This window comes from Falsigemmobacter intermedius (assembly GCF_004054105.1).
GTDB lineage: Bacteria > Pseudomonadota > Alphaproteobacteria > Rhodobacterales > Rhodobacteraceae > Wagnerdoeblera > Wagnerdoeblera intermedia.
The window spans coordinates 1-12,688 of the sequence record NZ_SBLC01000011.1; the positions used below are offsets into that span (position 1 = coordinate 1).

At 61.5% G+C, this 12,688-nt stretch carries 5 protein-coding genes and 4 pseudogenes; 2 read left to right on the plus strand and 7 right to left on the minus strand.

The annotated features are described in order from the left end of the window. Positions 1–627: 627 nt before the first annotated feature. From EP867_RS09325 to EP867_RS09345, 5 genes and pseudogenes are all read right to left on the minus strand, one after another. The gene (locus EP867_RS09325; protein ID WP_128488466.1) at positions 628–3,738 is read right to left on the minus strand and encodes an efflux RND transporter permease subunit; all 3,111 of its coding nucleotides are present in this window, start codon (positions 3,736–3,738) and stop codon (positions 628–630) included. Positions 3,739–3,744: 6 nt separating this feature from the next. After that, on the minus strand, positions 3,745–4,929 hold the full coding sequence (locus tag EP867_RS09330) for an efflux RND transporter periplasmic adaptor subunit (protein ID WP_128488468.1): 1,185 nt from the start codon (positions 4,927–4,929) through the stop codon (positions 3,745–3,747). A gap of 246 nt (positions 4,930–5,175) precedes the next feature. Continuing rightward, positions 5,176–5,964 (minus strand): annotated as a pseudogene (locus EP867_RS20230) (DDE-type integrase/transposase/recombinase); the annotation flags it as partial. 79 nt (positions 5,965–6,043) lie between these two features. Continuing rightward, positions 6,044–6,448 (minus strand): annotated as a pseudogene (locus EP867_RS20615) (transposase); the annotation flags it as partial. A gap of 201 nt (positions 6,449–6,649) precedes the next feature. Further along, on the minus strand, positions 6,650–7,123 hold the full coding sequence (locus EP867_RS09345; protein WP_164888823.1) for a DUF3459 domain-containing protein: 474 nt from the start codon (positions 7,121–7,123) through the stop codon (positions 6,650–6,652). Between the two features lie 340 nt (positions 7,124–7,463). Between EP867_RS09345 and EP867_RS09350 the strand changes: the two genes are divergently transcribed. Further along, positions 7,464–8,861 carry a cytochrome ubiquinol oxidase subunit I gene (locus tag EP867_RS09350; RefSeq protein WP_128488678.1) on the plus strand — a complete coding sequence of 466 codons (1,398 nt, stop codon included), beginning with the start codon at positions 7,464–7,466 and terminating at the stop codon, positions 8,859–8,861. A 3-nt stretch (positions 8,862–8,864) separates the two neighbouring features. Continuing rightward, positions 8,865–9,855 (plus strand): annotated as a pseudogene (cydB, locus tag EP867_RS09355) (cytochrome d ubiquinol oxidase subunit II). A 238-nt stretch (positions 9,856–10,093) separates the two neighbouring features. Here the strand turns inward: cydB and EP867_RS20245 are convergent. Both EP867_RS20245 and EP867_RS09370 read right to left on the minus strand, forming a co-directional pair. Then, positions 10,094–10,840 (minus strand): annotated as a pseudogene (locus EP867_RS20245) (CaiB/BaiF CoA transferase family protein); the annotation flags it as partial. 464 nt (positions 10,841–11,304) lie between these two features. Next, positions 11,305–12,369: a glycosyltransferase family 4 protein gene (locus tag EP867_RS09370; RefSeq protein ID WP_128488472.1), complete on the minus strand. Its 1,065-nt coding sequence runs from the start codon at positions 12,367–12,369 to the stop codon at positions 11,305–11,307. Positions 12,370–12,688: the final 319 nt, after the last annotated feature.

Below are 12,688 nucleotides of genomic sequence, written 5' to 3' on the forward strand. Positions count from 1 at the left end.
CGTTGATATTGCTCAAAGCAGCGCCGCCACCATCCTCAAAATCAGCCCCGAACTGTCGAACTTGGGGGACTTGCGATCAGCTGCACGTTAGACGGGAGCCTTTCGGAGGAGAATCCAGAGCGCATGCTCAACGCGGGTCAGACGTGAGAACCACAATACTGGCCAGACACATGACTGCACCGCTCACCTTTGCCAGACGCAGCAACAATCCCTGATCTCAGCCGAGCATCTACACTTGGTTCGGTACGAACTGCGCTTCCGTTCGATCCCGATGACCTCGCTGGCCTTTGGGATTGGTGTGGCACCGCGGGTGTTCTCCTCAGGTGCGGGTGCGCGTCACGCGATCGGCCGTGCGACGCTTTTTGGCACCGTATCGGGGGCGCTTCGGGGTTCTTCTCAGTCCCGATTTTCTTCGTGCTGATCGTCGGGCTGTCTGGCGGGCGGAAGAAACCGCAGCAGCGCTCCGGCGTTGAAAGCGCCTACTGAGGGTGCCCCCCCCGGGGACTTCGCGCTGGATCTCACTTAGAAAAAAGGCCGCCCCGAGGGGCGGTCTTTTGCTTCGGTGCGAATTGATGGGCGAAAAAGATTGAGTATTTGTAAAAAGCCAAAATTGCACGTCGTGGCATCTCAGGCGGGGCCGGATTTAGCCGGGCGCAGCCATTGGACGGAGCGCAGAACGACCACCCAAAAGACCGGAACGAGGAAGATGCCGATGACGGCGGATGCGGCCATACCGCCGAGCACTCCGATGCCGATCGAATGCTGTGCTGCTGCCCCCGCGCCGGAGGCAAGTGCCAGTGGCAGGACCCCCAGCATAAAGGCGAAAGTCGTCATCAGAATGGGGCGCAGCCGCAGGCGGGCGGCGTGGATCGCAGCTTCAATCAGGCTTTCGCCTTTATGGTGCAGATCCTGGGCAAATTCGACGATCAGAATGGCGTTTCGCGCTGCGAGACCGATGGTGGTCAGCAGGCCCACCTTGAAATAGACATCATTGGACTGACCGAAGATCAGCGCGGCGCCAAGCGCCCCGAGGATGCCGATCGGCACCGTCATCATCACCGCAAGGGGAACCGACCAGCTTTCGTAAAGTGCGGCGAGCGCCAGAAAGACCACGAGAGCGGACAGGGCGAAGAGAAGCGGTGCCTGATTGCCGGACATCCGCTCCTGATAGGAGAGACCCGTCCAGGCCGCGCCATAGCCGCCCGGCAGGTCGGCCACCAGGTCCTCCATCGCCGCCATGGCATCGCCTGAGGAGAGACCAGGCGCGGCCGCGCCGCTGAGTTCCATGGCGCGTGTGTCGCCGTAGCGTGAGATCGCTTTCGGCTCCTGGTCCCATTCCTGATTGGTAAAGGCACCGAAGGAGACCATTTCCCCCTGGCCGTTACGTGCATGCCAGAGGTGGATATTTTCAGGCTGAGACCGGGCCCAGGGCTCGCCCTGAACCACGACGGGGCGCAGCTCGCCGCTGAGGGCGAAGTCGTTGACCTCACGCCCGGAAAAGATCACCGAGAGCATGGAATTGACCGCCGAGAGCGAAAGGCCGAAGGCCGCCGCCTTCTGTTGGTCAATGTCGAGACGCAACGCACTTTGAAAGGCGGTTTCATTGCCGCGCAGGTTCACCACGCGCCCGTCGGCCTGAGCTTTCTGAACAAGCTCAGCCGCCGCGGTGGACAGCGCCTCCTGGCCCTGGCCGCCCTGATCAATCAGCTGCATGGTGAAGCCTGCAGAGCTGCCGAGCCCGTTGATTGCGGGGGGCTGCAGCACATAGACTTGGCCACCGCGGATGTTCATGAAGAAATGCGTATTGGCGCGGTTCACCACATCGGCTGCCGAAATATCGGCCCGCTGGTCATAATCGCGCAGTTTGACGAACATCATGGCGTTGTTCTGCCCGGCGCCGCCAAAGCTGAAGCCGAGGGCTGCGAAAACGGCTTCGACGGCGTCTTTCTCACCGTTGAGCAGATAGTCTTCAACCTGAGCGACCACGGCGCGGGTCTGGGCATCGGTTGCGCCATCGGGCAGCTGCACCATTGCGAGGATAACGCCCTGATCTTCCTGCGGAATGAATGAGCCGGGGAGCTTTTGAAACAGCATAAAGACCCCGGCCGAGATGGCCAGAAGCAGCACCAGAAAGCGAAACGGTCGCCGCACAAACCGCGCGACGGCCGCGCCATAGCCATTGGTCATCTTATCAAGGCCACGGTTGAACCAGCGCACCGGGGCAATGCCGCCGCCGTGTTTGCGCGGGCGCAGCAGGCCTGCGCACATCGCCGGCGTCAGGATCAGCGCCACGCCCAGCGACAGAACCATGGCGGTGATGATGGTTACCGAGAACTGCCGGTAAATGATGCCGGTTGATCCGGCCATGAAAGCCATTGGGACAAAGACCGCCGAAAGCACCAGCACGATCCCCACGAGGGCTGAGCTGATCTCATCCATGCTTTTCTCGGTGGCCGCGACCGGGTCGAGGCCTTCTTCCTCCATCACCCGTTCAACGTTTTCCACCACCACGATGGCGTCATCGACCAACAGACCAATGGCGAGCACCATGGCGAACATGGTCAGCGTGTTGATGGTATAGCCCGCCACCGTCAGCACGCCGAAGGTACCTAAAAGCACCACAGGGATGGCGATGACCGGAATGATCGTCGCGCGCCAGGACTGCAGAAAGACAAGGATCACCAGGAAAACCAGCAGGACCGCCTCGGCGAGGGTTTTGTAAACCTGGTTGATCGAGCGCTCAACGAAGGGGGAGGTGTCATAGGGATAGGCCACCTCAACCCCCGGAGGAAGCGAGGATTCGATCCGGCTGATCGTGGCGCGAACGGCCTCTGCGGTATCCACCGCATTGGCCCCGGAGGCAAGGTTCACCGCAAAGCCCGCCGCCGGACGACCATTGAAGCGTGCCGTCATGGCGTAGCTGTCCTGGCCGATCTCAATCCTTGCCACATCGCCTAAGAAAACCGTTGAGCCATCGGTGGCCACCCGTAAAAGAATGCGCTGAAACTCTTCGACGCTGCTCAACTGCGACTGCGATGACACCGGAAAGGTGATCCGCTGCCCCTCGGCGGAGGGCAGGGTGCCCATTGAGCCCACGGTGACATTGACGTTCTGCTCAGAAACCGCTGCCAGCACCTCAGCCGGAGTGACCTGATATTGCGTCAGCTTGAGCGGATCGAGCCAGATGCGCATGGCATAGCCCGCGCCGAACACATCCACCGTGCCCACGCCCTGGGTGCGGCGGATCGGATCGATGATGCGCTGCGAGACCAGATCCCCCAGTTCCACCGTGCTGTGCGTCCCGGTGGTCGAGGCCAGCACCCCCACCAGCAGAATGGAGGAGGTGGAGCGGGTGACGCTGAGGCCGGTCTGCTGCACGACAGAGGGCAGCTGTGCCGTAGCGAGCTGCAGTTTGTTCTGCACCTGAACCTGCGCCATATCCGGGTCGATCGTATCGTCAAATGTCAGCGTGACCGAGCCTGAACCGGATGTCGATGAGGAGGTCATATAGACCAGCCCCTCGATCCCGGTCATGGCGTCCTCGATCACGGAAGTCACTGAATTTGCGACAATTTCAGCCGATGCCCCGGTATAGGCTGCCCGCACTGAGACCGTGGTCGGCGCAATCTGCGGATATTGCTCAATCGGCAGACGGCTCAGGCCCAGGGCACCTGCCAACATGACGATCAGCGCCAGAACCCAGGCAAAGACGGGCCGATGAATGAAAAAGCGCGCCATGCCGCCTTACTCCTGCGCCGGAGCGGCGGGCGCCGTGCCGCCCGTCGGGGCCACAGTCTGTGGCACACCACCTGTTGTAAGCTCAACCTCAACCGCCACGACATCTGCGCCGGGAGCAAGCCCGGTCAATCCGTCAACGATCAGTTGCGCGCCGGGTTTCAGCCCTTCTGTGACGACCCAGTGATGTTCATAACTGCCAAGGTCTCTCAGCTGATGCTGCACCGCCTTGCCATCTTCGACCAGAAAGACGTTTAACAGCCCGCTGCGGTCGCGGCTGGCGGCAGATTGGGAAATGAGATAGCCCTCCCGCGTGCCGAAGGAGATTTCACCGCGCACGAACTGCCCCGGCAAAAGTTTCAGGTCGGGGTTCGCAAAGATGAACCGGTAATCAATCGCACCTGTGGTCTCAGACACGCGAAAGCCTGCGGCTTCCAGTTCACCCTCTACCTCATAGGTCTCACCGGTTTCCAGGGTCAGCCGCGCGCTGATTTTTTCATTCACCGTCAATTGCCCGGCGCGAATGTCAGCCACCACCCTCTGCATGGCGGCCGACGGCGACAGGATATCGACCTCAATCGGGTCCAGCCGTGTCAGCGTTGCCAGTTCCTGCGCCTGGCTTGCTGTCACCAGATCCCCGACCGAGACGTTGGAAACACTCGCTACCCCGTCGATCGGCGCCCGGATGATCGTCCACTCAAGCTCAGCCTTCGCAATAGCGAGTTGTGCCTCGGCGGCGCTGACACGCGCATCGGCCTGTTCTTTCGCCGAGCGGGTGTTCTCCAGATCCGCACGCGACACCCCTGAGCCGACCAGCTGCTCTGCCCGGCTCAGGCTGGCTGACGCCTGCTCTGCAGCCGCTTTGGCGGAGCGCACCTCTGCCTCTGCACTGGCCGCGCGGCTTTCATAAACGCCGGGATCGATGCGAAACATCTCATCCCCCGCCTTGAGCGGACGCCCCGCGCGGTAAGACACCCTGGTCACCAGGCCGGACACCCTCGGGCGGATCGCCGCTTCCTCAAAGGCCACCGCCCGTCCTGGCAGCGTCACCCGCTGCGGAATGGCGGAGGGTGCGAGCGTCACCACCCCCACCTGCTTCGGCGGCATCTGCGGTGGCACCTGAGCGAAAGTCGCCCCCATCAGGCCCGGAAAAAGCAGGAAAGCCGGAAACAGCAAGGATGCAGCGTAACGCATGAAATATCCTTTGTCAGAAAGTCGAGGAGCGGTAATGGCGAGGCAACCCGCAAAATGGCCGGGCAGAGCCTGAATTCTCAACTCTGAGAGAGGACAAAGGCTCCCGCCCTGAAGGTACGTTTCTCTGCCGTGGTGTGATGATCAGCGAGGCAGCATTGGCCTCCCGTGATCCACTACCCAACTCTCGACCACCCGAAGCTGAACTTGTCGGGCTTTCACCCGGGGCTCGGGCCGGATGCGGACCCCGGATACACACTCCTCCCGGAAGCGCCCATTGAAGGTGAGGAGGGATCAGGAAACAGTCCAGTGGACTGTTTCCCCCGACGCAGGATGAAGGCGTTATCGGTCGGTTTGCCGGGGGGGGAGAAGTCGGGCGTTACGCCTTTGGTACAGGCACAGAGATCCAGATTGCGGGAGATGAATCCGGACCCCAGGTCGGCCCGGATCTTTGCCGGATAGCCGCGCCCGGTGCAGACGCGTTCAAGCGTGTCAACCACGTTCCCGGCCCGGTAGCTGAACCTTGGATCGACGGCGGGCGAGAAGCGCGAGAAGATGTCGACGACGGTCAGAACCCTGACCCCGTCGCCAACATGACATGCACCCGGCGATAGCCGTAGCGCGTACGGGTCTGGCAGTTGTCACGGAGCTTCTGCTATATGCTGGCCTGCTTGGGCCGGGCCTTATAATGGCTGCTCGATGTCTCGACGTGAAAGACCTCGCAGGCTCTTCGGATCGAGACGTGCCACTCCAGACAGACGCGGTCTCTCCCCGGCAGGCCTCAGAGCTTTCGGCGCAAACGTGCCTCACAGCATTTCCTTGTCCGAAGACAGATCCGCGACGAGCTTGTGCAGCTTCGCGTTTTCATCTTCGAGCAACTTCATGCGCCGCATATCCGTTGGCAACATGCCCTCGCATTTAAAATAGGTCGCGGGGCTGATCCCGGCCTTGCGGCACAGATCCGCCACCGGCATGCGCGTCTGCGCCCTGCTTCAGGATGAACGCTTTCCGGGCGTCGGAAAGTTTCGAGGATTTCACAGGTTCTAGCTCCTCCCGGCCATGGGGAAGGGTAAACGAAAAACTTCAGCTTCTAACGATCCGGTTTTCAGGGCTCACATAGCTCGGGCGAGGCCCGCAGGCCATAAAGATCCCCCAGATGTTCCTGGATGTCGCGCACTGACAAACCGGCGGCATAAAGCCCGATGATCCTGTCGTCGGCGCCATCGATCCGGGTCTGGCCTTTCTTCACAAGTTCCGGTTCAAAGCTGCCCTCCCGGTCACCGGCACCGAAACTGCACCTCGCCGTCAGAGCCGCTCACGCGCTTCGTCGCCACCCCGTTGCGCGGGTTGCCCTGTTCCGCCTGCGGGTCAGAGATCTCGCCTCACAGCCCGGATTCACCGTCAGTTCCGCACCAGACATCCGTTTCAGCAGGCGGATTTTCAGCGCCTTCATAAGCCCTGCATCACCAGGCAGATTGCAGTCCTTCAGCAACTCGTCCAGCAGTTCGTTGGAAATCGTCATGGTCCCTGCTCCTCTCAGGAAGTATGGACCCAATCAGCCATACACAGGAGACCGTCCTCCATTGAATGTGTCGCAGGACAGGCATGACTCAGCTGCCGCCTGCACTCTTCGCTGGATGATCGATGATTATCAGCGCACAGGCGATGCGGGCCGCGCCGCGAAGGCGGGCGCGCTCCCGGGGTGATCTGAGCGCCCGGTGTGCTAAGTCCCTGTCCCGGACAGACTGAAATCCAGCGACCAGGGCCCGAGCCGGTCAGGCCCTGCCTCGCCTTCGCGGCGCAGAAGACGGCTCTCTGGCGGGGGCAGGCCCCACTGAGCCTGCTCCGACAGGTTGAGACGCAGCCGCAGGCGGCTGCCGTCGCCCATCGCCCAGGTGACGCAGACCGCTAAAGGTCCGGTTTTGATATAGCTGCCGGAATGGCCGCCAATGCCGCGCAGGCGCGGCACGATCTCCTGCTGCCTCAGGGCGATCAACTCCCGGACGAAAGCGCGCCATTCGGCACCCGGTTCTTCAGGTGTCTCACTGTGGTTCAGCTTTGCGGCCTGAAAGCTCGCCGGGTCGCAGGGGTCAAGGGTCGCGTCAGGATCCGGTCGGCGGGGGTCCTCCGGCTCGGGGGTTTTCAGCAGCTCTTCTTTGCGTCCTTCGAGGATATCCTGCCGCAGTTCCGGCGGCATATCTGAAAAGAAGGGGAAGGGGGTCCGGCTTTCCTTAAGCCCGTGCGGCTTAACGCCTGAGTTGTTCTCAGCCCTGATTATGCGGTGCTCACTTGCCCCCGGTTCACCCTCGGAAACTAATTTCATTTGGAAAACACAATGTTAGCAGGGGTTACCGGAAGCGCCCGATAAAAGAAGGTGAAATTCACATGAATTCGGGCAATGCTCGATCCTGCATCGCCCCGCCTTTCAAGAGCCCTGCAGGCAAGGGCTGTTAAATTCTCCACCCGGCTGAGCGTGCCTCGGTGAGATCACCTCCCGGTCAGATCCGGCCCGGGGGCTTATGTGGAAGCGGAGTAAACTGATGGATGCGGAAATCCTGGCCAGACTGCAATTTGCCTTCACTGTCTCCTTCCACATCATCTTTCCGTCCTTTTCGATTGGCCTTGCGAGCTATCTTGCGGTGCTCAATGCGCTGTGGCTCAGGACGCGTAAAGACGTCTATCTGGCCCTCTTCAATCACTGGAAAAAGATCTTTGCCGTAGCCTTTGGGATGGGCGTGGTTTCCGGGATTGTGATGTCCTATCAGTTCGGCACCAACTGGTCCGTGTTTTCCGACAGGGCCGGGCCGGTCATCGGCCCCCTGATGGCCTATGAGGTGCTGACAGCTTTCTTTCTGGAGGCGGGCTTTCTGGGCATTATGCTCTTTGGCCGCAAACGTGTGGGCGACGGGCTGCATATGTTCGCAACTGCGATGGTGGCCGTCGGCACCCTGATTTCGGCCACCTGGATCCTCTCGGTTAACAGCTGGATGCAGACGCCGGCCGGGTTCTCGATCTCTGAGAGCGGTCAGTTCCTGCCCGAAGACTGGTGGGCCATCATCTTCAACCCCTCCTTTCTTTACCGCCTGCCGCATATGGTCATGGCGGCCTATCTGACGACGGCTCTCGTGGTCGGAGCGGCTTCGGCCTGGCATCTGCTGCGCGACGGCGCGGCTGAGGCTAGCCGGAAAAGTTTTGCCATGGCCATGGGAATGCTGATCTGTGCCGCACCCGTGCAGATCTATCTTGGCGATGCCCATGGCCTGAACACGCTGGAATATCAGCCCGTCAAAGTCATGGCGATGGAAGGCCATTTCGACAGCCACCCCGAGGGCGCACCGCTGATCCTTTTTGGCTGGCCCGATCAGACCGCGAAGACCGTGCATTGGTCTGTCGAGATCCCCAAACTCTCCAGCCTCATTCTGACCCATTCGCTGAACGGCCCGCTGAAGGGGCTTGATACCGTGCCGGATGAAGATGAACCCCCGGTCTTCATCGTCTTCTGGTCTTTCCGCATTATGGTGGCCCTTGGCTTTGCCATGCTGGGCCTTGGGGTCTGGGCGCTTGTGGCGCGGCTGCGCGGGCGGCTTTATGATGCGCCTTTGCTGCACCGGGCGGCGGTGGCCATGGGGCCTGCAGGCTTCATTGCGGTCCTGGCGGGATGGATCACCACTGAGGTCGGCCGTCAGCCCTGGACGGTCTATGGCTATCTGCGCACTTCAGAGAGTCTCTCACCGCTGGCAGCCGAAGCGGTGGCGGCCTCACTTATCGCCTTCATCCTGGTCTATTTTTTCATTTTCGGAGCCGGGACTTTTTATCTTTTGCGCATGATGGGGATCGGCCCGGATGTCCGGATGGAGGTGCTGAACGATGGGCCGATCCGGGCGGCCGGCATCGCCCCGGGACCGGCGCAGGATCCCGGTGAACGAGAGGAGTGAGCCATGTTCGGACTGGAGCTTTCATTCATCTGGGCAGGCATCATTGCCTTTGCCGTGCTGGTCTATGTCATCCTCGACGGCTTTGATCTTGGGGTGGGCATCCTCTTTCCCACCGCCCAAAGCGAGCGGGAGCGCGATCTGATGATGAATTCCGTGGCCCCGATCTGGGACGGCAATGAGACCTGGCTGGTCCTTGGCGGCGGGGGGCTCTTTGCGGTCTTCCCTCTCGCCTATTCCATTGTGATGCCCGCGCTTTACGTGCCGATCATTCTGATGCTGCTGGCGCTGATCTTCCGGGGGGTGGCATTTGAGTATCGCTGGCGCACGCAGCGATCACAGCTTCTTTGCCGGCTCGCTGATCGCTGCGGCAGCTCAGGGCGTTGCCCTCGGCGCTCTGGTGCAGGGGATTGAGGTTGAGAACCGCGCCTATGCCGGGGGCTGGTGGGACTGGCTGACGCCCTTCTCCATCCTGACCGGGATCGCGGTCCCGGCGGGCTACGCCCTGCTGGGCGCGACCTGGCTGAACCTGAAGCTGAGCGGTGAGATGCAGGAAAGGATGCGCGGCATGGCCCGTTGGTTTGCCGCAGCGACGCTTGGTTTTCTGGCGGTGTTCAGCGCTCTCACCCCTTTGCAGGAGGCCGGATACGCCGCGCGCTGGTTCGCCTGGCCGACCGCGACCTATAGCTTCGCCGTTCCGGCTCTGGTCGCACTGGTGGCGTGGCGGCTTTGGCGCGGGCTCAGTCGCGGTGATGACCTCGCGCCCTTTCTTTGCGCGCTGGCGCTTTTTGTGCTGGCCTTCGTCGGGATCGGGATCAGTTTTTATCCGATGATGGTGCCGCCGGGCCTGACGATCGCTGAGGCCGCTGCGCCTGACGAAAGTCTGCGGTTTGCGCTGGTGGGAACCCTGGTGCTGGTGCCGCTGATCCTAGCCTATACCGGCTATGCTTATTGGGTGTTTCGCGGCAAGATGGACCCGGAAGAGGGCTATCACTGATGCGGCGACTGGCCTGGTTTGTCGGTCTCTGGCTGGCGGGCGTCGCATCGGTCACTGCCCTTGCAATGGTGATCCGTCTGCTGATTGTTGCATAGGGCAGCCCTTGACCGCGCCATTGGCCCTGCCGGACGACAGGCTGCTGTCGATATGAAGCCACAGGTATTCCTGCCTGTTTGATGCGAAGCTTTGATGGCGCTGCCCTTTCAAGGGTTTGGACGGATGTCAACGGCGGTGCAATGATGATGACCCAGCCGTTCGAGGAGGGGAAGGCCTGGTTCGGCACGCTGAGATGGTTGGCCGTTCCCATGGCCGTATGAACATATCCGGTCTCCCAGTATTCTTGGTAGAGATAGTTCATCAGATGGGCCGAACTTTGCAGCAGCGACGTGGACACCAGCTGGCCGCGCCCGGTTTTGCTGCGATGCAAAAGCGCCGTCATGATGGCTGCAACAAGCGCCATGCTGGCATGAAGATCGACAATCGCACTGCCGGCGCGCACGGGGGCGCCGCCCCGCTCGCCGGTGATACTCATCAGACCCGAATGCGCCTGAAGCTGCAGATCATTCGCGCCCAGATGGGCGAGGGGGCCGCGGTCACCGAAGGCCTGAAAGTTACAATAGACCAGACCCGGATTGTGGCCCGACATGGCCTCATAATCGAGCCCGAACCGCTCCATGGTGCCGGGTCGGAAATTGTTGATAACCACATCAGCTTCGGCGATGAGGCGCGCCGCAATCTCCCGGGCCTCCGGATTGGTGAGATCCAGCGTCAGGCTGCGCTTATTGCGGTTGAAGGATTGAAACGCGGGACTGTAGCCGAAGAGAGCGGGATCGGTCACGCCGAGGCTGCGGCAACCGTCACCAGAGGCCGGATCCTCGACCTTGATGACATCGGCGCCGAGGTCACCAAGCGTTTGCGCGGCATCGGGCCCCGCGAAAATGCGGGAGAAATCAACGACTTTGTATCCCTCAAGGACGCTCTGCATTCTTCTTCAGCCTTACGTTTCCATTGCAGTTCTCCGGTCGCCTGTCCGGCAGCCGGTTTGCGCGTCACCATAGCGAGGAAATGGCCCCGTTATTGTGCGGATTGGGCAAGAATGCATTGCTCGGGCGGTCATTGTCCCTGCAGGGCATTGCGCCGCTGTTTCGTCCGACCCGAACGAGCCTCCATTCGTGAGGTTTGCCCTAAGGGCGGGTTAAGCGAAGGGGCTCTTACAGCCGGGCGCGCAGCGGGTCAGACGGAGCAGCGGCACGCCCCGGCCGTTCCACAAAACACATCTTTATGTCGACGCAGCTTCGGTGGTGGTGTCCGCTCCCGGTCTGCCCCGGGGGAGAAGTCATTTCCCTACGCTGTCTGTGATAAAAGACTGCCGCAAATGCCGCCACGAGGGCGACGCAACGCATCCCCACCCCCGCTGCTGATTGAAGCCCCCGGCTTCAGCCACAGATCTCAGAGTAACCTCTGCAGGACAGCGGCGAAGCGGCGGGCTGCGTCCTGCCAGGACCAGGCGAGGACGGTGGCGCGTGCCGCCTCACTCATCTGCCGGCGCTCCTCCGGCGGGAGAGCCAGATACTGCGCGATCAGATCGGCGAAGGTCTCGGGCTCTGCCGGGCAGAGATAGCCGTTCACGCCGGTCCTGATCACATCGGGCGCCGCACCGGCCAGACCCGCCACAACGGGTGTCCCGCAGGAGAGAGCCTCAAGGATGGGCAGGCCGAAGCCCTCCTCAATCGAGGGCCAGAGCCAGAGATCACAGGACTGATAAATTGCGGGAATATCCGCCTGCTGCGGCTTGAGATAGCTTTCGCGCAGAAGGCCCTCAAATCCCGGAAGCGTGATCGGTTCGCTGTGAAAGGCGACAAATTCCGCAGCGATGCCGCGCCGCTCCAGGGCGCGGGCCAGGGGCGGGATGAGGGCAGAGTTCTTCCCGCCAAAAGACGAATAGACAAAGCCCAGCCGGATCGGGTCATGGGCGACAAAAGCTTTCATCGGAAAGGCATGGCTGTCCACCGAATTAAGGATCACTGCGGTGGAGGCGCGGCTGTGATGCCGCTCGACCTGATCGGCAATCCACTGCGAGACCGCAATTTTCGGGATCTCCTCCTCATAGGTCCGCCTGACGCGCTCTGCAGGAAGGAAGGGAAACATCTCATAGCCCTGCATCAGATGCACAGGTCTGCCACAGCGCGCGGGGGCCTTTACGGCCCATTCCACCGTCTCCCACCAGGTGGCGATCAGAAAATCGGCATCGGGAAATTTCGCGTAATCAATGGCGTGGCTGCCTGGCAGGTCGATCAGGCGGTCGGACATATCGAGGAAGAACCTCGCATCCTGCGAAGGCCGGACCTCTCTGCGCAGCAGCATTCTAATCCTGCGGCGGAGGCCGGCTGGTTTGTCGTAGACGGAGACGAAAGTCACTTCATGGCCAAGTGCGATCAGCTGGCGACCATATTCGGCAATGACCCTGATCCCGCCGTTCTGGCTGAGCATGGGAACCAGAAAGGTGATCTTCATCCTGACCTCCGTGAACCTCTGACCGTCTTAGCCGCGTCCCGCGAGGCTGCAGCCCACCTGCCGGTCAGGCGCGCCCCGCATGGAAGCCCCCGGGGAGCGGTCTGACCTTCGTAACCTGAGCATCGCAGATGAGACGTCGCAGTCCAGGGAAATCATTGGAGCAGAGGGGCGTGCCACGGGCCACCAGGGTCAATCCGGTGGCGCGGGGAGAGTTCCTGCAGTCGCTCGAATTTATGTAAAATGGCAAAGGGTCATCCTGCGCCTTTGGTGCCGGCACTCCAAATCTCTGCGGGGCAATCCGGGGGCCACCGGGAAGGGG